Origin of the sequence: Nostoc sp. JL31, assembly GCF_017114965.1 — a bacterium.
In the GTDB taxonomy this organism is placed as follows: domain Bacteria; phylum Cyanobacteriota; class Cyanobacteriia; order Cyanobacteriales; family Nostocaceae; genus Nostoc; species Nostoc punctiforme_A.
Map to the genome: position 1 here is coordinate 1 of NZ_JABXKO010000041.1, position 20,977 is coordinate 20,977.

Consider the following 20,977-nt stretch of genomic DNA (forward strand, 5'->3'; position numbering starts at 1 on the left):
GTGCCCCTTGTCGAAAATATTATCTTCTTTTTTAACACGCCCTGCGGAATGTGGGTTGTAGGCATTCTATTTCGTAATTGCGATCTTTAGCGATCGCAACTGCCATCTCCAATAAAGTCTCGGCTGTCTGAGGATGTGAAAGTGGTACTAACAACCTTCCTTTGCCTGTAGCTGGAGCGCGAGTTTGGTAAACCACATAAGAAGGTGCTGATTTACGTTCTATTTGTTCGCTATTACCACTGAGTTGCTCTGCTTCTACACGGATAATATCACTACGAGTAATAATTCCTATGAGCTTGCGACCTTCTGTAACAGGCAAGCAGCTGAGGTGATAACGATTGAGTATATGCAGTACATGAGCCAGTGTAGCTGTGGGAGTTACTGTCACTGGCTCTGGTGTCATAATCTCGCTAATAGTTGTATCTTTGCCTAACTGTTGCGAAGCAATATTAACTAAATCTTTCTGAGTCACAATGCCAACAACTTTACCATTCTCTAAAACCGGAAAGTTGCGATGGTGAGAGTGGGAAAATGCCTGTACTGCTTCATCAGTACTCATTTGGCTAGAGAGGGTTTCTACACGCCGTTGCATCACATCTACGGCACTCAGTTGCGCTAGAAGTCCCTCTGTGCTTGGCTCCTTGGTGATGTGAATCCCTTTCCACTCTAGTAGAAGGTCGTAGAGCGATCGATGGTCAATTTTTTCTGCTACTAAATAGGCAACCACAGACGCAATCATTAGCGGTAGCACCAGATTGAAATCTGTTGTCATCTCAAATACAATGACAACTGCTGTAATTGGTACTTTGGAGACAGCGCTAAAAAAGGCAGCCATGCCGACATGAGCATAGACTGTTGCAGCACTCATTCCCAGTAAACTGTGTTCGACAGCACCCACTAAGTAACCAAGAGCAGCACCCAAGGCTAAGGTAGGAACTAGTAAACCCCCTGGCGCTCCAGAGCCGTAGGTAAAAATAATTAGGGTAAACTGGACTAAAAGAGCGATCGCTGCAAATGACCAATTAGCACTACCCACAAGCAAAATTTCTCTCAGCCCAGCATGATCCCGAAAGGCAGCAGGTAAAAAGGCGATCGCCACACCACTAACTAACCCAGCGATTCCAATTCGCCAGGGTAAACTCAACCTTACCAGGCGGCGGTTAATTGCTAGACTCTCAAGAATACCTTTATTAAACAGAATGCCTAGAAGTCCCGCCAGCACTCCCAAAATCAAGTAGAAAGGGATTTCCTGAGCGAAGAAAGTTGTATCGGGAAGACCTAAATTTAAATGATTCAGATCCAAGCTGTGACTACCATAGAGCCGGGAAATGACTGAAGCGATGAAAGAAGCCAAAATTGCAGTACCAAGAGTGATACCAGATACATCTTGGAGTAATTCTTCCACTACAAAAAGCACACCTGCGATCGGTGCATTAAAAGCCGCAGCTAATCCAGCCCCGGCTCCGGCGGCGATCAGTTGGCGACGATGCTCTGGTGAAGTTGGTACCCAGTTACTAAGTTGATTTGCCAAAGCTGCCCCAATTTGGACAGTTGGTCCTTCCCGTCCCAAAGGCATTCCCGAACCCAACACTAACGTAGCGCTGATCAACTTGACCAAAGCGATTCGCAGATTTAACGGCATTGGTACGCGAGCCAATACGGCTTTGACTTCAGACATCCCACTACCTGATGCTTCCGGTGCAAAATGCTCTACTAGCCAACCAGCTAAAATTCCCCCTACTAATCCAATACCCGGTAGCACTAAGTAGGCAGGTAAAAGGTAAGAAACACGCACTCGCAATGCGCCTGCCCAATCAACTGCCTGTCCTAAAAGAACTGCCGCTAACCCAGAAACTAGACCAATCAGGCAAGCTTCCACGAAAGCCAAGCGCCTGGGTTGAACCAACTGACGAGAAAGCCTCAACCAGAGAATTTTACCCCTGGCTAACATATTTTTAGCAATCACTTGTCATTAATGAAGGTATATAAATGTCTGAAATGTCTTACCGTTCACCCTATTCATAGCTTTTCGTAAAAAAATGAAATCAGAATGAAATTTTTCTATGTCTAAAGATAGATATATGCAGTACTAGTACAGTGCATATAATAACTTGTATTTAAAAATACAGCTTTAATACAGCCAACTATAGTCATTTGCGTTTGTTTCTTTCATATCTTCATAAAGCCAAACCAAATAAAGTTTGGTGTTGTGTAGAATTTGCTAATTTGCTGTCAATCCTCTGAAGATTTGTAGGTATTCTATCTACCTCTATGTACAGCAAAATGAATATCTGTGTGCGGTTAACATATCTAACAATTATGTCAAATCACAGCATCTTTTCCTTTTCGCTTTTTTAAGAAACCAGACATAAATGGCCGCTCAAAGAATAAGTAAAAACAGTAAGCAATGATTAATGACATTGCCGTGCCTAGTAAATAGGATGCGGCTGCAAACATATCTGGTGAGATGGGTAGATAAAACAGAAAGTAACACACGAAGACTAAAACTAGCCCATAAATCAGATATAGGCTGCATGGCAAACGCATCTAAATTACTCTTGACCACGACCAAGATTCAGAATCAACGCTCATAATCAGTATTTATCGCTTGGTCTAGTTTGCAGAACTCAAAGCAATCGCCTAAAGTTTTAGCAAGAAGCATAAGTTAATGAGATTGATTTATTTCATGGAGCTTTCCTTTCTTGAAGGACATATTGGGGGTGTGATTTATTTCGAGGATATAAAAATTGGGTTAATTGCAGTATCGGCGGATTATCCCCCTACCGATGCGGTTAAGTATTCACGTTTTTCTGAGATAATTCAACTGTCGGCTCCTAATCGCAACGATGTCTACGACGGGCTACGCCTACGCAATTGAGATTCACTCTTTAATGTATAGTCAAGGGAATCCCGTTATCTTTGGGTTTTAAATTGAGAATAAATGGCACAGCTTTCAATACCCAATCGGATACGGGTGTATAATTAGCAGCTTCTTCTCCAAAGCTAATAGAAAGCATATCTGTATGAATAATACCTGGATTGAGGGGTATAGCTGCCATACCATTCGGCAATTCTTGTGCCAAAGAACGAGTTAATCCTTCTATTGCCCACTTGGAAGCACAATATGGTGCAACTTGGGCTGAAGTCGAACGTCCCCAGCCAGAACTAAAGTTAACAATAATACCCCGTTTGTTTTTCACCATTGCTGGTACGAAATGGCGAATTATATTCGCTACTCCTTTGATATTGATATCTATCAGATCAGAAAATTCTTCAGATGGTATTTCCCACAAAGGCGCTAGGTAATTAGTAATTGCCGCATTATTAATCACTATATCTGGCGGTTCATATTTTTGAAGTACGTCTTGGGCCCATTTTTTTACAAGCTGTTCATTTGCCACGTCTACAGATGTGAAATCGTTGGGCGCACTAAATTTATGGCATATTTTCTCGAGCGCATCTGATGAACGGGCACAACCAATAACAGTATGTCCCTGTTGAATAAAACCCTCGGTCATCGCATAACCTAGACCTTTACTTATGCCTGTAATTAAGATGAGCTTACTCATATTTTTCTGTTATTCCTGTTCTGAATCAATAATTCGTGGGAAAAAATAACCATTACCTCTTGCTGTGATAATGAATTCTGGGTCGTTGGGGTCGGATTCTACCTTTGTCCGCAATCGTGAGATATGCACATCTACTACACGGGTATCTGTATTCATCTCTGGTACAAAGCCCCACAATTGTTGTAATATTTCTAATCGCGAAAAAATCTTTCCTGAATGATTCACTAACAACTCTAATAAGCTAAACTCCACACCTGTCAACCGAATGCGTTGCTCATTTTTGTAGACTTGCCGTTTATTGATATCGATTTTGAGATTGCCCACATGGATTATCCCAGAGTTAGGAATAATGTTTACACTGTTTTTGTGGGAGCGCCGCTTTAGTACGCAGGCAATTCGAGCTTCCAGTTCTTTGGGTGAGAAAGGTTTCGTCATGTAGTCATCAGCACCAAGTTCTAGCCCAGTTATTCGGTCTGCGACATCTGCCAAGGCTGTTAGCATGATGATTGGCACGTCTGACTCTTTCCGTAATTCTTGACACACACCGTAGCCATCTAGTTTTGGCATCATCACATCCAGAACTATCAAATCAGGGGTCAACAGGCGAAAAGCTGACAAAGCTTCTTCACCATCACTAGCTGTAACTACGCTGTAGCCAATCATTTCTAGCCGCGTCTGTAAAATTCGGCGGATGCTGGCTTCGTCATCTACTACTAAGATTGTGCCTTTATCACCTGATAAGTTTCTCAACGCTGTTCCTCCACAGCGAGAACTCTCAACCATCTATTATCTGCTCATTAGGAGTCAAAATCACAAAACAGTATTGACTTACAGTTATGATCAAGAAGCGATCGCTTAATACTTGCATCTGTCCTCCTATTGTGCTAAGACATCTGCACGAAAAAGAAATTTGTACTCAATTGATAAATTCTTACAATTAGGGACTCGTATTTTCAATCTTATAAGTTACGGCTAACTATAACTATAAATTCAATACCTCTGCCAATTTACGAGGGTTCAACGCCTGTAGAAACCGTATGAATACGTCCTAGAGAAGTAAGCTTGGCAAAAATCTGGGTTAATAAAATAGACTCAGGCATTTCAGGAAGCATTTTTAACATTTCATGAACATATTGTGTAATTAATTTTGTTTATCTACTTATGGTGACTTTATCGAGCAGACTCAAAGCATCAAAACAGACTAGACTTGTAAATCCTGAACCAGGTTGGGCATAGCCAGAGGGTGCTAACACAACCGGGCCGAAAAGAAACTGTAAATCTGGTGCAGCATCCACATTACCCTGAGTATGCAAAAATAAACTAGCTTCCGCATTTCATTAATTCATAGCGAATTAACTTTGGCAGAATTCTGTGTACCTACCCTGCGGGAAGGCGTTCGCGTAGCGTCTCCAAGAGTTGCGCCTATGCCTTTACCTCTATGTGACTCTGCGTTTAAAAAAGTTACGAACTTATGCAAAGCTGTACTTAGACAAAAACTGCAACGAAGATGCTTGTCGCATTGCTTTCTGCACCAATTTCGCCTTCATAAAACAACAGCATCTATTTCACATCCTGACGACGACTTTGCTCCTGGAAGTAGTCGCGCCAGCTTTCGGGTAAGGCTTCAAGTTGAGCAGCTTGGTGAAGTAACTCTGGATTGTTCTGCTCACGAGTATAAAGCTGAGTGATATTAGCAACAGTAATATTGTTGTCATCCCGGCTCACCAACTCTAAAGTGTCTCCGGCTCCGACTTCGCCCTCTTGCAAAACACGAAAGTAAAATCCGGTTCGACGACTTGCAAGAAATCGTTTAACCATATCAGGTCGTCCAAACCGAATCCCAAGTTTGTAACAGGGTAGGCGAGGTTGTGTAACCATCAGTTTTACAGTGCCGATATGAAAGCGATCGCCAATATTCACTTCCTCTTCTTTGAGTCCAGTGGTCGTGAAATTTTCACCAAAGATGCCTAGAGGCAAATCTGTGCCAGGCAATTCACCTCGCCAGTAATCGTAATGCTCGAACGGATAGACATAAACTGCTTTGTCTGCTCCTCCATGAACGGTTAGATCGGCTTGTCCATCACCGTCTAAATTGAGCGATCGCAGCATCACTCGTTCGCTGACTGGTTCTTTAAAAATTCCAGTGCTAACTGTTTTCCCTTTCCAGGTTACTTCACGCGGCAGCCCGACGTTTACAGAGATGAGTTTCATGAGAATTTTAAATTGAATCAACAAATAAGTTAATTAAAGGAGTGCTTGATGGATTAAAGGTGCAATGATAGCGATGTTCTTCACCAACTCATCGGAGAGAGAAAATCGCTGTTTTAAGTAATTGGGATCGTTGTAACTCACCCACACTTTGCCGTCAGTCGCTTCCCATGCCAGTACTTTCAGGGGTAAATCCAGGGCGATCGTTGGTTCTGCAACCATGAGGGGAGTTCCGGCTTTCGGGTTGCCAAACAGCAACAATTGCGTCGGAGGTAAGCTTAGTCTGACTTTTTCGGCTTCAGCCTGTTGATCGATGCGGGCAAAAACGGTGATGTCTTTTGCTTGAAGGATGGCTGCAAAGCGATCGATAGTTTCAGTCACTGCATACGGGCTAATCTGGTTGACGATGCCGTTGTTTGCATTCATAGCAGTGGATTCCTTGCAGGATAAAAACTGAGTAATATTGTTGCACTTATCACAGCGGCTTAAGCGACAGAGCGGTTAAGCCAGTCCTCGAAACGGGTCGAACCGATAAGCGATTTGTCTCCTGGAATGAGAGTGCGATCGTCCAGTTCTGTGCCGAAATAGCGGGCTTGGGTGTCTGTGACGACCTGACGGGGACGTGGTTTGCGCTCAGGAATCGGCGGATGAGTTCGTCAAAATGGAGTCGGTCTGGACCTGCTAGCTCAATGATGCCGTTCACGGGTTCTCCCAGGGTGATATCGACTAGCGCGGCAGCTACGTCATCTGACATGATGGGCTGTATAAAGGCAGACGGCAAGCGAACCGTTTGTTCATCGGTGGCAGATTGGGCGATCGCACCCATGAACTCGAAGAACTGCGTGGCACGAAGGATTGTATAAGGTACTCCTCCAGACTTGATCAGCTTCTCTTGAGCAGCTTTCGCACGCATATAACCGCTGTCGGGGATGCGATCGGCACCGACAACTGACAGCGCAACGTGATGATCTACACCAGCGATCGCCTCTGCTGCAAGCAGGTTCCGGGATGACTTCTCGAAGAACTCCAACACCGCCACGTCCTCGATAGCAATCAATGGTGATGGGCCGCGAATGTCCTTGGCGCTCTGGACTGCAATTTTTCCGTCTAGTTTTTTCATGATGGTGAGTCTTTATGGTTGTTGACGTTACTTAATTGCTTTTACAACTTCATCCGTGGACAGAACCGCATTGGCAATTTTCAAACCGTTGGAGTGCCATCTGCGTCAATCCTGATTGTGGTTCCTGTCATGAAATCGCTGAGTGGACTAGCAATGGTCTGCTTCATTGCTAGTCCACTCAACATCTGACCCCAAGAAGCCAATGAAGATTGGATAAGTCAGAGCAGTCTCAAGCCCGCGATGGCGTAACCGCCCAGCGTAGCTGATCGCCAAAACCTGACAAGAACGAGGCTTAATTGCAACTGCGGTAAAAGAAACGATGCCTGCGGCGGTAAACTACGCATCCTATTGCAGATATTTCTTCAATTGGGCAGCAGCTTGAACAAACAGAGAACGGGTTTGTGGCAACTCTGCTAAACCATTCAGTAGTCCGAAGTCATGAATCATACCGTTGTACTGCACAGTTGTTACCTCGACCCCAGCTTCATCGAGCTTGCGTCCATAGGCTGTGCCTTCGTCATGCAAGATATCGCTCTCTGCAACCACAATTAACGCCGGAGGCAAGCCTTTGAGTTGCTCAACCGTTGCCTGTAGGGGAGAAGCATAGATGTCTTTGCGCTTTTCTGGATCAGCGATGTACATGTCATACATCCACTTCATCGTGGGTACAGTCAGAAAACGCTGATCGCCAAATTGGTGATAAGAATTCGTTTCAAAATCAGCATCTACAATCGGCCACATCATAATTTGCAGCTTGATGTGTGGCCCTCCTTTTTCTTTCGCCTTCAAAGCAGTGACAGTTGTCATGTTACCGCCGACACTGTTGCCAACGACTGCCAAATTCTTGCCATCCACCCCAATCTCCTCACCATGCTCGGCAACCCATTTGGTCGCAGCATAAATCTCATTGATTGCCTGTGGGTACTGAGCATCTGGCGTGCGAGTGTAGTTGACAAAGACACCTGCAAACCCTGAAAGCACCACCAGATCGCGAACCATGCGCTTGTGTGTTGGGTAATCACCCAGCACCCAACCACCACCATGAATAAAGATGAAAACAGGCAATGTGCCTTGAACACCTGCTGGTCGTACAATATTCAGGGTAATTGAATAACCATCAGCAGTAATCGTCTTTTGGGACTCTTCAATGCCTGAAAGGTCTACTGAAACGGAAGTCTGTGCATCTACAAGGACTTGACGTGCTTCGAGCGCTGTGAGTTTCTCCAGCGCCACACCCCCTGAATTCAGCACTTTCAAAAATTCCTTTACTCCTTTGGAAAGACGTGGATCATCCGCAACTTCCAAAATTTTTGCTGCTTGCGAGTTTGCTTGAGCAACCATGACATTCTCCTTTAATAAATTGTAAACAATCTGTTGAGATGGCACTGTTAAATTAATTGATTTAACAGTACTGCTTGATAAGCAGTAATTGTAGAATGACAATACTTTTTACCGACATTATTTCCCAGTCAAAACTATTTGTTACTGGTGGTTAGCTTGGTGTTCTCTACAACGTGAGTGGTCAGAAAGCGACGGATATGGTCTGCGATCGCATCGCCTTCTTCTTCTAAGGCAAAATGTCCGGTATCAAGTAAATGCAACTCCACGTCTTTTAGGTCGCGCTTGTAGGGATGAGCGCCTTCTGGGGGGAAGATGTAGTCATTCTTACCCCAAACAATCAGGGTAGGGGGCTGATATTTGCGAAAATACTCCTGCCATTGCGGATATAATGGTGGATTAGTGCCATAGCTATACAGCAGCGCCAGCTGAATCTCATCGTTTCCTGGGCGATCGAGGAACAATTGATCCATATTCCAGGTATCAGGGCTAATTGCTTCTAAATTGCGAACGCCGTTGGTATATTGCCATTTCGTGGCTTCCAAATTGACAAGGTGTTTAAGCTTGTCAGCATTCTCAGGCGATCGCTCTTGCCAGTAAGCCTTAATTGGGTTCCAAAATTCACGCAGACCTTCTTCGTAAGCATTCCCGTTTTGGACAATCAGCGCTTCCACTCGCTCTGGATATTTAGCTGCAATTCGATAGCCAATGGGAGCGCCATAATCCATTACGTAAAGGCTATATTTCTTGAGATTGATCGCAGCAATAAATTTTTCCACAATCTCAGCCAAATTATCAAACGTGTAGTCAAACTCATTTACGGTTGGCATTGAACTGTTGCCGTAACCTGGATAATCGGGTGCAACCAGATGGAATTTATCAGCCAGGGCAGATATCAGATTGCGGAACATGTGAGATGAGGTCGGGAAGCCGTGCAACAGTAGAATTGTCGGATTATTGCGGGAACCAGCTTCTCGATAAAAGATATCCAAACCATCGATCGAAACTGTACGATATGTGGTCATGACTTTACTCCTTGTAAGGTTATATAGACTACTGCTTCTACGCAAAACTTTCACGTCGCGCATCTCGTTGACATTCAAACTTGTGCCATACCACCATCGACAAACAGTTCGATGCCGTTCACAAAGCTGCTGTCATCCGAGGCAAGGAAAACAACTGCCTTAGCAATTTCGTCCGGTGTACCCACCCGCCCAAGGGGGATAGTATCAACCTGGCTTGCCACAAATCCCTGCACCTGTTCGTCACTCAATCCCAAGAGATTGTAGCCAGGAGTAGGAACCACACCAGGGCTAATGGCATTGACGCGAATCTTGCGCTCTTTGAGGTCAAGTGTCCAGTTACGGGCAAAGGAGCGCACAGCGGCTTTGGTCGCACTGTAAACGCTGAACGCTGGAGTGCCTTGAATGGAAGTGGTCGAAGCATTGAGGACGATCGATGAACCCTCTGGCATCAATGGCAGTGCTTTCTGTACAGTGAAGAGTAAACCCTTGACATTGGTATTAAAAGTCTTATCGAAATGCTCCTCGGTAATCGAGCCGAGTGGAGCAAGTTCGCCGCCTCCAGCGTTAGCGAAGAGGATATCGAGGTGTCCTTTCTCCTGCTTAATCGTAGTGTAAAGGCGATCGATATCTGCGAGATTGGACACATCACTCCCAACAGCAGTGACGTTTTCTCCAATCTTCTTCACCGCAGCATCAAGTTCGTTTTGACGACGACCAGTGATAAAGACGTAAGCCCCCTCTTGTACAAACCGTTGGGCTGTAGCGAGTCCGATTCCACTGTTACCACCTGTCACCAGTGCGATCTTACCTGTAAGTTTACCCGCCATAAAATTTCTCCGTTTGTGTGAATTTTGTATTGATGTTTGCCTTCAATGCACCAGACAATTACGCAATCTGTCTTGTTCTAGGAGAAACTATAAAAGTCGCTGAACGATACCGCTTATTTACTGCGATCGCCTGTCGCAGGCAATGGTAGTAGTTTCCCTCGCAGCAACAGCCGTACTGTTCCCAGAGCAATACTGCCAATCACGATATTTGCGCTAATGAATAGCAGCACTGCCAGGGGCACTGGCAACGATCGCACTGACAAAACCACCCGCGACTGTAGGCAGGTAAAGAATGGGTGTGATCGTTTCTGGCTTACGTCCTCCCATCCATAGCCGACCGGAACGATATATGCCAAAGCTCAACTGACCAATTGCACCCACAACAAATAATGCAACGGCGATCGCACGGGAGTAGGGCGCGATCGCTAGCCCTACAATCACCGTAGACACAGGCACCAACCCGATAAAGCAACACAAAACAGAATGCTCAAACTCAGTTAGGGCATCTGCTCTCGCCCACAGCCATTTGCTGACATAGAGCAGCAATAACACGAGCCAGATTACAACTGTAAGCAGCATAATTGCTTCGCCAATCCAGGCGGGGAGGTGCCAGAGTTTAGCAGCTACTCGCCAACAACTACCCAATCCCACTAAACCCAGAATCATGCTGAAAAAGGAAGCAGGAATTGTGATGCGATAGTCTTTCAATACGGTAGGCTTTAGACGTGATTTTCTCATGGTCTAGCTTCCTAGCAGCAATAAAGAGATGCAAGCGATCAAATATGCAACTCTACGATTCGTCCCCAAAGTGAGTACTTATCAGAGTGCGAGCCAACATCACCTCATGCCGAGGGTAAGGTTCCGGGCGGTCCCAGAATTTCGTCGCCGATCTCGGTGGAAATGCGATCAAACAGCTCCATGTCCGGTGCTTCCGTCTCATCCTCTGTACCAACTGCTGCGATTAGCCGAGCAAAGCTACTCGGCGCAGCAACCACCAACCCGCGAGCTGGCTGATCGCTGAGTGCAGCGACTACGTGGGGCGTGCCAGCAGGAATCAGGAAGCTTTCACCACCGTTCAACACAACCTTGTTTTCACCCGCCCAGACCGTGAACTCCCCTTCTAGGACGTAGAGTTGTTCGGAATAGCGCGTGTGGCGATGGGGGGGTGTTTGTGTGCCGGGAGGGAAGTAGCCTTCGATCAGATCGTACTGACCTCCGGTAGTAGTGTGATCGGCAACGATGTTGAGGCGAGTGCCAAAAAGCCAGAGAGATTGTGCCATCAGATTTCTCCTGTTGATTAATTGCTTGTGTAATAAGCAGTAATTTTGGTTGTGTGGTTAAGAACCAGAAAACTTAATGACTTGCAGTGATAATAGCTGCCATCAACTGCTCAATTTTCCAGCGATGCCTGGGTTGGGCTACGCCTACGCTATACCGAATTCCATTAATAAACAGTGCTGGGGTAGCCATTACTCCACTGTATAATCCACTTTGAATATCTTCATTGATGCGATCAATGTACACTTTTTTAGATATATCTTGTAGAAATTGGGAAATATTAAGTCCGAGATTATTGGCATACTCCACCAGATAGCCATTTCCCAACTCTTGTTGATGGCTGAACAGCATTTCATGCATTGGCCAAAATTGACCTTGGACAGCAGCAGCTTCAGCAGCTTCAGCCGCACGTTGAGCATGAGAATGAATCTCTATCTGTGGAAAATGACGGAAGATGAAACACAAATAATTCTCCCCCAAAGAAACACTAAGCTGTTGCCCAATGACTTTAATCAGCCTGTAAGCGTCTGCACTCTCTTGACATTGATAGTCCCCATACATAACCAGCACTGCGGTCGCATTCAGCACCCCTTTTATATGATCTTGTGTTGAAGGTGGGACGAATAACAAACTGCGGTCACGGTCAAAACTCACTGATACCTCCGGCAGTTGTATGCTCGTCGCCAGCGCTGAACATACAACCCTCTTTCTACTTTCTTTGTGTAAAGTAAACTTATATCTTGCAACTAAATTGCTATCAATGTTTGACTGAATTAAATATATGCAATTAACTCTAACTTGTCGTCCCCTAGAAGTTGAAACTTTTGCTCAATAGAGTGATTGATAAATCAGTCCATCTCAAAATCTAAGGTTGGCTCCAACTAAAGTTGGAATCTAAATTTGAACTTTAGTACAACTTTCTTACAAATTGACAATACCTCGTTTAACAGCAATAATCACAGCTTGAGTGCGATCGCTAACTCCCAATTTACTTAAAATTCGATTAACGTGAGATTTGACGGTGCTTTCACCGATACTCAAAGTAGTGCTAATTTCTAAATTACTCATTCCTTGCGCCATTAAACGGAGTACATCTAGCTCTCGCTCACTCAGTTCTGGATTGCTCATCCTCTGTACCAGTTTTGCCCCCACTGCTGGTGGAATATACTGCTGACCGCGATGAATTGTGCGAATGGCACTCAGAAGTTCGTTAGGTTTAGCATCTTTGAGCAAATATCCTTTAGCGCCTGCCTGTAAACCACGATAAATATCTTCATCACCATCATAAGTTGTCAGCACAACAATTCGGGCAGCTTTAAATTCGGCACAAATAGCAGTAATGGCTTCAACTCCTGCCATCTGCGGCATTCGTAAATCCATTAGCGTTACATCTGGTTGGTATTCACAAAAGAGAGCGATCGCCTGTTGTCCATCTTCTGCTTGAGCAATCACCGTCATCTCTGGGTCACGGTTAATAATGGTTGTCAATCCTTGCCTAACAATGGAATGATCGTCAACAATCAGAACCCGAATATTCGTTGATTGGCTCATAATTATTAAGAATTAGAAATTGAGCTACTACAGGTTGCGTTTGTAACCAGTGCATTTTTAATAATATTCTCACTCTCGATTTACAATGACAACAATTTCTGTTCCTTGCCCAGGTTGGCTCTGAATACTCAGTTGCGCTCCAAGATGTTCTGCTCGCTCGCTCATTCCCAGTAATCCAAATCCGCCAACAGATGGGATCGTAGCAACCCCAAAACCCCGTCCATTGTCTTTAACGCGCAGAATACATTGGGCATTGTCATATACCAACTCAATACGAATTTCGGCAGCATCAGCGTATTTTATGGCATTGGTTAATGCTTCCTGCCCAATCCGTAATAAATGATTTTCAACCTCGGTTGGCAAAGAATAGGCTGTGCCTTTGATTTCGCAGATCACAATGGTATCGGTAGAAGCTCTCATTTGAGTCACGAGGCGGTGCAGGGCACTCTGCAAATTGCCTTCTGACAACATCTGAGGGCGGAGCGCTGCCACCGATCGCCGCGCCTCAGAAAGCCCAATGCGTGCCAGTTCATCAATCATTTCCAGATGTTCCTGAGTTGCTTCTCGATCATCCGCCAGCACTTGCATTGCCGCTCCGACTTGGAGCAGAATGCCTGTGAAGGACTGTGCCAGGGTATCGTGAATTTCTCGCGCCATCCGGTTGCGTTCTTCCAGAATTGAGGCGTGTTCGGCTCTTTTGCGTTCACGCAGTGCAGCGTTTCGCTGTTCGCTAATATCCGTGATGAGACTGTAGAAGCCTCTCACTTGAGCATTGCGATCAAAATCGGGGATCAAGGTCGCACTGATGCAGTGTCTACCAAGCGAAGAAGGGATTTCTGCTTCCAGGGTTACAGTTTGCCCTTCAAACACTTGATTAATAGACGGCTCAACCCGTTGATAAACCGTCTCACCTAAAAGTTCATGAACAGATTTGCCCAGAATCTCATCACGGTTACGGCTAAACCAAACCTCATGGGTACGGTTGATAAATTGATAGCATCGATTGGCATCCACATAGCTGATCAGAGCCGGTAGAGCGTCGGTGATCAGCCGTAATTCTTGTTCTCGACTGCGCAGTTCTGCTTCGCTTTGCTGTAACGCCGCTGTTCGTTGGGCTACCTGTTGTTCTAAAGTGCGGTTGTAATTCGCTAAAAGATTTTCTGCTTTTTTACGTTCCGTAATATCTTCAAAGGCTACGATCGCATAAGCCACATTGCCCTGTTCGTCAAAAACTGGAGTTCCCCACACCTCAATGGGAATGGTGGTGTTATTTTGGCGAATTTCTACGTCATCAATAGAGGTGCGTTCGCCACTCAACGCCCGGATAACTGGCAGTTTCTCAGTAGGATAGATTTGATTTGTTTCCGCCAGATAAAATTGATAAACTTCTGCGATTTGCTCTGGTGGCACGGCAGGATCAATCCCTGTGCCCATTAGCTGGATGCCCCGTTGATTGGCGTAGTAAGGGCGACCAGTCGCATCCACTATTCCAATTCCCACCGGAACCGCTTCTAGAAATTGAGCCATCTGACTTTCGCTGGTGCGTAGCTTTGAATAGAGCTTGGCATTTTCGATCGCAATGGCTGCCTGAGTGGATAGCAGATTTAAGACTTGCGTTCGCGTAGCGTCTCCTTCGGAGAATCGCGCTGGTGTAAATGCCCCAGCAGCTAACCGATTTTCCAGATATAACACACCAACAAGCCGATTTTGATTCAGCAGTGGTAAACACAAAATGGATTGAGGCTGATAGTGTTGAATATATGGCTCATTGATAAAATTACTTTCACGAGTAGCGTCACTTAAGATTACACATTCATGAGTATGAATAACATAATTAATAATTGATTCAGGAAGATAATTTGTAGTTGGGATAGATTGTAGGACTTGCGTAGCACAGACCTGCTCACCATCACTCAGTTCACAAGCAGCTTCGATCACCCATTCTCCTGAATTTTCCAAAAGCAGACATCCGCTTTGTGCGCCTGCATTCTCAATTAATATCTGCATCAAGGAACTGAGTAACTTATCCAATTCAATTTGACTCGAAATTGCAAGGGAAGCTTTCATCACCGTCGCTAAATCGAAAGCGACATGTGAGGTATTAGAGTTAGTTCCAGCAGTGGTGTAGATTGGCGTGGAAGCCATGCCCGACGATTGAGGAAATAGCTGGGGATAGCGAGTTTCTAAATCTTTGACTTTCGCCACTGCTCCCCAGCGAGCGTAGCAGTAGTGCGCTTCTTTCATATAAGTTTGAGCAATCTTTTTCCTGCCACGAGATAGGTAAAATTTGGCAGCTAATTCATAGGCTAATGCTTCTTCTTGCAAATACTCATTGTCTCTAGCTCCTTGAATTGCTTGTTCGTAGAACTCTTCTGCCTCAAGTAACTGACCCAAAACTCGTGCAATCTCTGCTTCCACTAAATGATATTTATGCAAATAATTCATTGGCGCATAAACTGCCCATTGCTTCATTTGCTCCTGGATAACAGCAACGTTTTTGAGAATTTTCTCTTGCGCTTGAGCGCTGCTTCCAGGAAATATTGCGAGTCTTGCTAGAGAGGTATAGAAGTAGTGTAAAGGAACGAGGGGTGTTGCACTGACGCGGATTACATGACTTTCCGCTATGGCTGCGTTCTCAGACGCCTGAACATACTCAGAAAATAGATAACATAGAATAAGTTTGTTGAGATGTACCAAAAAGAGTATAACTGCATCTTCTATTTCATGGTGTGGCAGTCTATTTTCCTCGTTGTAGGATTCGCCAACGAGACGGGATGGATTGACCGAGCATCCCATCAAATTTAAAACAGACTGCTGAAATATTTGAGTCCAAGTGAGTGATGTTGTCTGTTTAATTTGATAGATTGCTTCACAGTATGTTGCCATCTCGTGTTCAACCTCTACAAGTTCTTTTCCAACGATAAAGAGTTGGAGGCAGTAAGTGAAAGCGCAATAGGCAGCAAACTCTAAATCTCCAGTTTCCAGACCACTTTGATAAGCTTCCAGAAATGGTTTTGATGTTTCTCTAATATGCTCTTTCCAGTGGGTGATGAAGTTAGTCACCATGAACAATGTTCTAGCTTCAAGTGAATGGATTTTCAGATGAGCTAACAGCCTTAATGTAAGCTGCCCAAACTCGTAGCCAGTCTCAATGTTTCCGACCATTCCACAAAGAATTAACCCAAAGTTGGCGTATGCAAAAGGAGACACAAACGTATTGCCATACTGGATTGATAAGTTTATCTGTTTAAACACAAGTAGAAGCACCAGATCGGGAGCTGCATGATAGGCAGCAAGGGTTATCCTTGAGAGAATTCGCATTGCTGCTAGCTTCTCTGGTTGAGCCATTTCTGGCAATTGGATCAAGTCCTGAATCGGCTCGTTGTCAAAGCGGGATATGATTATGTTTAGTTCAAGCTGAATATCTGACTGACTCAGTTTTTCGGGAAAACTGATCCCCAATTTCTGCAACACTTGCAATCCAGTATTTATTGCTTTTAATAGCTGGTTCTGCGCGATGTCGGTTTGAATTTTGACTTCGTAAATTTTTACAATATCGAGAATAGTCTTAGCTTCTTGTAGAACGATCGCCACCCAGTATTCTACCTGTTCAAAATCGCCACACAAATACGCGACTTCTGTTGTTTCTAAATATAATTCTAATGTCAGGTCATAGTTGGTTTGCCAGCTAGAAGCTGCTAGCCAAACTCTTGCTGTGGCTAAATATTTTTTCGCCATACTATAGGCAATCGCTGCCTTTGCTTTCTGTCCTGTGATTAAATTTAATCTAGCAATTTCATTGCGTTCTGGTTGCTGACTGACAAGCTCAATCCCATGATTCAAGTGATCAACGATTTCAAATAACCTATCTGATAGGCACTCCGGTGAAGTTTTGCATAGTAGATTACGACCAATTTGTAAATGAACAACTTGTTTTTGCGACTCATCTATTAAGATATATGCTGCTTGCTGCACGCGATCATGCAAAAATTTATACTCTTGAATTAACAAGTTGTCATCTAATTCAGAGAGGGGTTGAATTAATCCAACTTGCATTACTGCTTGTAAATCTTGGAAAACCGTTTCAGGTGATTGATCACAAACAATCGACAACGTATCTAAATTAAATTCAGCACCAATGCAAGCAGCTAACCGAAGGATTTTCTGTGTATTATCTGGCAGTTTTTTCAACTTGTGAAGCATCAACTCCACAACATTATCAGTAATATTTCGGGCTTGAATCTGAGCAATGTTCCACTGCCAGCCTCCTCTCTGACCTCCTTTAGTAAGGGGGTCAAAGGTCAACAGATTTTCGCTATACAGCGTCCTCAAAAATTCATTGACAAAGAAAGGATTACCCTCGGTTTTACGCAACACCAACTGAGCTAAGGAACGAATGGTGTCATTATTGTGATGTAGTGTCTCGGCAATCAACTGATTCAACGGTTCCAGCGTTAAGGGTGTCAGGATAATTTCTTGAAAAACTACTCCTTGTTTTCGCAGTCTTTCTAGCATTAACGCCAGTGGATGCGTTGAATTTACCTCATTATCTCGATATGCTCCAATTAAAAATAGAGATTGGATTTGCTCATCTAGCAGCATCAACTCGATTAACTTCAGCGTTGCTGAGTCTATCCACTGCAAATCATCTAGAAAAATAACTAGGGGATGTGACTTGTCACAAAACACCCGTACAAACGATTGAAAGATCCGATTGAAGCGATTTTGAGCTTCAGTTGCGCCAACTTCCGGCGCAGGTGGCTGCTTGCCAATAATTAACTCAACTTCTGGGATGACATCAATAATGATTTGTCCGTTGGTTCCTAAAGCTGCAAGCAGACGCGATCGCCACTGTTGTACTTGTTCGTCTGCTTCAACGAGCAATTGCTGCACCAATTTTTGCAGAGCATCTGCGATCGCACTGTAGGGAATATTGCGCTGAAATTGATCAAATTTCCCAGAGATAAAATAGCCGCGCTTTTGGGTAATTGGTTTATAGATTTCCTGAACTAACGCAGATTTTCCAATGCCAGCATAGCCAGATACTAACATCATTTCGACTTGGAATTTTGGATTGCCCCCTTGTTTCTTGTGTGAAGTAGTTTCCGAATTGTTTGATAAAGCAGCGACGCGATTTGACTCTGAACACGCTACGCGAACAAACGCCGCCAGTAACATTGCAACTTCCTTGTCCCGCCCATAAAGTTTTTGGGGAATTTGAAACCGATCGCAAACGTCTTGAAGCCCAAGTTGAATGCTAGAGATTTGACCGATTTCTTTTAATTGGTCAGCACAGATTTCTAAATCCGCTTTGATTCCCCAAGCACTCTGATAGCGATTTTCAGCATTTTTCGCCATCAGTTTGAGAATGATATCTGAAACTGGCTTGGGAATCGTTGTATTTATTTCATTAGGCGGAATAGGATGTTTGGCAATATGACAATGGACTAGCTCCAGCACGTCTGTGGTGGGAAATGGTAGTTGTCCAGTGAGCAGTTCGTAGAATGTCACACCAAGGGAGTAAAAATCGGTGCGGTAATCGAGTAAACGGTTCATCCGCCCGGTTTGCTCTGGAGATAGGTATGCCAGTGTCCCTTCTAAAACATGAGGACTTTTGAAAGTCGGATTCGTGCGGTTAAATTGGGTGGCAATTCCAAAGTCAATAATTTTGACAACGCCAGTATCCAGATTCAGGACTATGTTTCCAGGGTTGATATCTTTATGAATGACATTGGCTGCATGGATTCTGCCCAGAATGTCGCAAACTGCGATCGCAACACCGAGAAAAGTGGATAAGGGCATGGGGCAGAAGATATCTGGGCGCTTGTGCATCCATTGCTCTAGGGACTCTCCCCCAAAATCTTCTAAGAGAATCACCAGAGTGCGTTGATAGTCCTGTTGGCTGTATGCTTTGATAACTCCTTTTAATTTTAGGGAGCGGGTAATTTTATATTCCTGTCTGTAGCGAGTCAGTTCTTGGGGAGAGGGATAATCAAGCTTTAGCATTTTTACGACGATCCCTACTCCATCCTCTCTGATGCCCCGATAAACTAGAGAATTAGAACTTTCATATATCTTGTTTTGAATGGCAATACCAGGTAGAGCAATCATAGAGCAACTCTTGAGAGTATGATCTGGCATAACTCAAACTATACAGCAATTCTTATTCTGAGAATAATTACTTGCTGTTTGCTCCCATCAAGAATAAGTTTGGTGAAATAAGAGATTGATAACTAAACTTTAATTTCCGACTTCAAAACATTCAACACTTTTTCTCCCAAAGCGTTTAAATTAGGTCGATTTAGCTTACCCATCGGCTCTAAAAAGTTCTGCATTGATTCCTCTAGTGTGCCCGAATATACTCAACTGATGTGATCGTAGGCGAGCAATCACTCCTAGAGAAATGCCAGCTATCGACATCTTTCATCTAAGGAACACGAGCGATCGTTTCCAACATATAAAACCGAGCGTAGGAATGATTTCCGTACACGACATCAACAATGAATACAAAAAAACTGGCGATCAATCAAATCAAAACTTTCATGGTGCATTCCTCCAAAATCAGAACACATTACTGATTTACAAATTCCGATATCTGGCTGACTTACTTAGACCGCTAATTCATTTCAGTTCTTTACTGACTTTGCCCTCAAGAGAGTGGGCTGTTTCTCGTAATTCTCGTACTTCTCGTTGTAAAAAGAAGTTGAGAAAGGTACGGATACCAGTAATCGCTGCAAGTTTTGCCACTGCATCCCATGAGGGGGAAATAGCTGTGCCAACGATATCGGCAGCTAATAGAAATTCCAGTGCTAAGGCTAACATCACACCTAGTTCTAAACGGATCGTTTCTTGGACAACCCGATCGCGTCTCCAGAGATGAAAGATTTTTCGGAGTGTGAGAATGAGTGCCATTGCAACTGTTAAAACTGCAATACCTTACAGAAAAACTTTCAAAAACATCGCGAATTCTTGCAATAGTCCTTCTGCCAAAAGTGTGAACTTAGAGGTGTGTTCTACACCAGAGGCAGAGTCTAAGACAATGGCTATCCAAAGCATAAACTGACTACCTATCTAGGCTTATCTGTTCGAGTGAGGGTGATGCTGGAAATGAGGCAGTTTGACATTTTTGAAAATACTGGGGTAATTAAAAGCGTGATAGAGTTTTCCAGTCAGAACATCCCGTTCGCCTAACGTGAACAGCCGAAACGCCCCCACAGCGATCGCTCCAAGAAACTGTCCAATCACAAAGCCAACAAAATCTCGGAGGTGCATTTTGCCGTGTATCCAAAATGCGAGTGAGACAGAAGGATTGATGTGAGAGCCACTCAGTTTCCCGATTGGAGAAACGGCTACAATCGCTCCACTGCCAGCAAAAATTAGTCCCGTAATCAGTCGCCGAATGCTTGAATCAGGCACAAGCTGTTCTATTGGCAAACCGTGCCCAAAGTTAAAGACGATTGCACTCAAGCCGATGAAAATATTGAAAGCGGCTCCCAGGAATTCTGCAAAGTATTCGCGCCAATGCCACTGATTCGGAATACTATAATTCATAGGTTATGATTTTTGTCAAGGGGCTTGCGTTAACGCCAAGCAATTAGCTAGAATCCCCAGTGACTACTAACTGCGATCGCGTTCGTACTCCTGTGCAGTTTCGTACTCACGCTGAAACTGTTCTAGAGCTTGCACTTTTTGAAATAACTGGTCACGCTGCGAAGTGTTGACGGTTTCTAGTTCGTTGATTTTGCTGGCTACTTGCTTAATCATCAAAAACAATACGTTTTTATCAAGATTGTCAAGTGTCTCACCGTCTAGTAACAGACTGTTTAAAGCTTCACTTATTGAGGTGGTACATTCTAGGAAATTACCAATAACCTTAAAACCCCAAGTTTCACCATCTACATCTTGGGGATGAATGTAAAAGCTATACTGATTGCTTTGGTCTTTTTGGACTCTAAGCCTAAAATCGATAGCTTTTCCATCGTGCAACCGAAAGTAATTTTCTAGTGTAAGTAGGTGGGTGGGAAAATTTATAAGTATGTAACAAAAATTTAACCTGAAGAA

The 20,977-nt window shown here is 44.1% G+C and carries 19 protein-coding genes and 2 pseudogenes; 1 reads left to right on the forward strand and 20 read right to left on the reverse strand.

Translation table 11 applies throughout. The features are described from left to right. Positions 1 to 55: 55 nt before the first annotated feature. Both HWQ43_RS09355 and HWQ43_RS09360 read right to left on the reverse strand, forming a co-directional pair. A pseudogene (locus HWQ43_RS09355) lies at positions 56 to 1,951 on the reverse strand (chloride channel protein); the annotation flags it as partial. A 371-nt stretch (positions 1,952 to 2,322) separates the two neighbouring features. Continuing rightward, positions 2,323 to 2,532, reverse strand: a pseudogene (locus HWQ43_RS09360) (acyltransferase); the annotation flags it as partial. 154 nt (positions 2,533 to 2,686) lie between these two features. On the opposite strand from HWQ43_RS09360, the gene HWQ43_RS09365 reads away from it, so the two are divergent. Continuing rightward, entirely contained in the window at positions 2,687 to 2,878 is a 192-nt protein-coding gene (locus tag HWQ43_RS09365) for a hypothetical protein (RefSeq protein WP_292732336.1), read from the forward strand. 10 nt (positions 2,879 to 2,888) lie between these two features. On the opposite strand, the gene HWQ43_RS09370 is transcribed toward HWQ43_RS09365, so the two are convergent. The 18 genes from HWQ43_RS09370 to HWQ43_RS09455 form a co-directional block, all read right to left on the reverse strand. Further along, complete coding sequence (locus HWQ43_RS09370; protein ID WP_292732337.1) at positions 2,889 to 3,569, reverse strand: SDR family NAD(P)-dependent oxidoreductase; 681 nt, start codon at positions 3,567 to 3,569, stop codon at positions 2,889 to 2,891. A gap of 9 nt (positions 3,570 to 3,578) precedes the next feature. Beyond that, on the reverse strand, positions 3,579 to 4,352 hold the full coding sequence (rpaB, locus tag HWQ43_RS09375) for a response regulator transcription factor RpaB (protein WP_292732339.1): 774 nt from the start codon (positions 4,350 to 4,352) through the stop codon (positions 3,579 to 3,581). 368 nt (positions 4,353 to 4,720) lie between these two features. Then, entirely contained in the window at positions 4,721 to 4,882 is a 162-nt protein-coding gene (locus HWQ43_RS09380) for a hypothetical protein (protein WP_292732341.1), read from the reverse strand. Positions 4,883 to 5,129: 247 nt separating this feature from the next. Next, a complete protein-coding gene (locus HWQ43_RS09385) occupies positions 5,130 to 5,780 on the reverse strand; it encodes an MOSC domain-containing protein (protein ID WP_292732343.1) in 651 nt (216 codons plus the stop codon). 33 nt (positions 5,781 to 5,813) lie between these two features. Next, complete coding sequence (locus HWQ43_RS09390) at positions 5,814 to 6,203, reverse strand: DUF302 domain-containing protein (protein ID WP_292732345.1); 390 nt, start codon at positions 6,201 to 6,203, stop codon at positions 5,814 to 5,816. A 49-nt stretch (positions 6,204 to 6,252) separates the two neighbouring features. Then, the gene (locus HWQ43_RS09395) at positions 6,253 to 6,897 is read right to left on the reverse strand and encodes a hypothetical protein (RefSeq protein WP_292732347.1); all 645 of its coding nucleotides are present in this window, start codon (positions 6,895 to 6,897) and stop codon (positions 6,253 to 6,255) included. 80 nt (positions 6,898 to 6,977) lie between these two features. Continuing rightward, positions 6,978 to 7,100 carry a hypothetical protein gene (locus tag HWQ43_RS09400; protein WP_292732348.1) on the reverse strand — a complete coding sequence of 41 codons (123 nt, stop codon included), beginning with the start codon at positions 7,098 to 7,100 and terminating at the stop codon, positions 6,978 to 6,980. 142 nt (positions 7,101 to 7,242) lie between these two features. Then, on the reverse strand, positions 7,243 to 8,238 hold the full coding sequence (locus HWQ43_RS09405; RefSeq protein WP_292732350.1) for an alpha/beta hydrolase: 996 nt from the start codon (positions 8,236 to 8,238) through the stop codon (positions 7,243 to 7,245). A gap of 134 nt (positions 8,239 to 8,372) precedes the next feature. Continuing rightward, positions 8,373 to 9,260, reverse strand: coding sequence for an alpha/beta hydrolase (locus tag HWQ43_RS09410; protein WP_292732352.1), 888 nt, complete (start codon positions 9,258 to 9,260; stop codon positions 8,373 to 8,375). A gap of 74 nt (positions 9,261 to 9,334) precedes the next feature. Next, positions 9,335 to 10,087, reverse strand: a complete 753-nt coding sequence (locus tag HWQ43_RS09415; protein WP_292732354.1) for a glucose 1-dehydrogenase — start codon at positions 10,085 to 10,087, stop codon at positions 9,335 to 9,337. A gap of 213 nt (positions 10,088 to 10,300) precedes the next feature. Beyond that, a complete protein-coding gene (locus tag HWQ43_RS09420) occupies positions 10,301 to 10,825 on the reverse strand; it encodes a hypothetical protein (protein WP_292732356.1) in 525 nt (174 codons plus the stop codon). Between the two features lie 104 nt (positions 10,826 to 10,929). Then, the gene (locus HWQ43_RS09425; RefSeq protein ID WP_292732358.1) at positions 10,930 to 11,367 is read right to left on the reverse strand and encodes a cupin domain-containing protein; all 438 of its coding nucleotides are present in this window, start codon (positions 11,365 to 11,367) and stop codon (positions 10,930 to 10,932) included. Positions 11,368 to 11,440: 73 nt separating this feature from the next. Beyond that, positions 11,441 to 12,019: a DsbA family protein gene (locus tag HWQ43_RS09430; RefSeq protein WP_292732360.1), complete on the reverse strand. Its 579-nt coding sequence runs from the start codon at positions 12,017 to 12,019 to the stop codon at positions 11,441 to 11,443. 267 nt (positions 12,020 to 12,286) lie between these two features. Beyond that, on the reverse strand, positions 12,287 to 12,916 hold the full coding sequence (locus HWQ43_RS09435) for a response regulator transcription factor (RefSeq protein ID WP_292732362.1): 630 nt from the start codon (positions 12,914 to 12,916) through the stop codon (positions 12,287 to 12,289). Between the two features lie 69 nt (positions 12,917 to 12,985). Continuing rightward, the gene (locus HWQ43_RS09440; protein WP_292732364.1) at positions 12,986 to 19,027 is read right to left on the reverse strand and encodes an AAA family ATPase; all 6,042 of its coding nucleotides are present in this window, start codon (positions 19,025 to 19,027) and stop codon (positions 12,986 to 12,988) included. A gap of 510 nt (positions 19,028 to 19,537) precedes the next feature. Continuing rightward, on the reverse strand, positions 19,538 to 19,828 hold the full coding sequence (locus HWQ43_RS09445; RefSeq protein WP_292732366.1) for a DUF1622 domain-containing protein: 291 nt from the start codon (positions 19,826 to 19,828) through the stop codon (positions 19,538 to 19,540). A gap of 165 nt (positions 19,829 to 19,993) precedes the next feature. After that, positions 19,994 to 20,467 carry an aquaporin gene (locus HWQ43_RS09450; protein WP_292732368.1) on the reverse strand — a complete coding sequence of 158 codons (474 nt, stop codon included), beginning with the start codon at positions 20,465 to 20,467 and terminating at the stop codon, positions 19,994 to 19,996. 66 nt (positions 20,468 to 20,533) lie between these two features. Continuing rightward, positions 20,534 to 20,977: hypothetical protein (locus tag HWQ43_RS09455; protein ID WP_292732370.1), on the reverse strand; the 444-nt coding region annotated here is incomplete at its 5' end.

What these genes read in the sequence shown, in the direction of transcription:
- HWQ43_RS09365 (WP_292732336.1), top strand. Translation starts at nt 2,687, where the DNA reads ATGGAGCTTTCCTTTCTTGAAGGACATATTGGGGGTGTGATTTATTTC.
- HWQ43_RS09370 (WP_292732337.1), bottom strand. Translation starts at nt 3,569, where the DNA reads ATGAGTAAGCTCATCTTAATTACAGGCATAAGTAAAGGTCTAGGTTAT.
- rpaB (WP_292732339.1), bottom strand. Translation starts at nt 4,352, where the DNA reads ATGGTTGAGAGTTCTCGCTGTGGAGGAACAGCGTTGAGAAACTTATCA.
- HWQ43_RS09385 (WP_292732343.1), bottom strand. Translation starts at nt 5,780, where the DNA reads ATGAAACTCATCTCTGTAAACGTCGGGCTGCCGCGTGAAGTAACCTGG.
- HWQ43_RS09390 (WP_292732345.1), bottom strand. Translation starts at nt 6,203, where the DNA reads ATGAATGCAAACAACGGCATCGTCAACCAGATTAGCCCGTATGCAGTG.
- HWQ43_RS09395 (WP_292732347.1), bottom strand. Translation starts at nt 6,897, where the DNA reads ATGAAAAAACTAGACGGAAAAATTGCAGTCCAGAGCGCCAAGGACATT.
- HWQ43_RS09405 (WP_292732350.1), bottom strand. Translation starts at nt 8,238, where the DNA reads ATGGTTGCTCAAGCAAACTCGCAAGCAGCAAAAATTTTGGAAGTTGCG.
- HWQ43_RS09410 (WP_292732352.1), bottom strand. Translation starts at nt 9,260, where the DNA reads ATGACCACATATCGTACAGTTTCGATCGATGGTTTGGATATCTTTTAT.
- HWQ43_RS09415 (WP_292732354.1), bottom strand. Translation starts at nt 10,087, where the DNA reads ATGGCGGGTAAACTTACAGGTAAGATCGCACTGGTGACAGGTGGTAAC.
- HWQ43_RS09420 (WP_292732356.1), bottom strand. Translation starts at nt 10,825, where the DNA reads ATGAGAAAATCACGTCTAAAGCCTACCGTATTGAAAGACTATCGCATC.
- HWQ43_RS09425 (WP_292732358.1), bottom strand. Translation starts at nt 11,367, where the DNA reads ATGGCACAATCTCTCTGGCTTTTTGGCACTCGCCTCAACATCGTTGCC.
- HWQ43_RS09435 (WP_292732362.1), bottom strand. Translation starts at nt 12,916, where the DNA reads ATGAGCCAATCAACGAATATTCGGGTTCTGATTGTTGACGATCATTCC.
- HWQ43_RS09440 (WP_292732364.1), bottom strand. Translation starts at nt 19,027, where the DNA reads ATGATTGCTCTACCTGGTATTGCCATTCAAAACAAGATATATGAAAGT.
- HWQ43_RS09445 (WP_292732366.1), bottom strand. Translation starts at nt 19,828, where the DNA reads ATGGCACTCATTCTCACACTCCGAAAAATCTTTCATCTCTGGAGACGC.
- HWQ43_RS09450 (WP_292732368.1), bottom strand. Translation starts at nt 20,467, where the DNA reads ATGAATTATAGTATTCCGAATCAGTGGCATTGGCGCGAATACTTTGCA.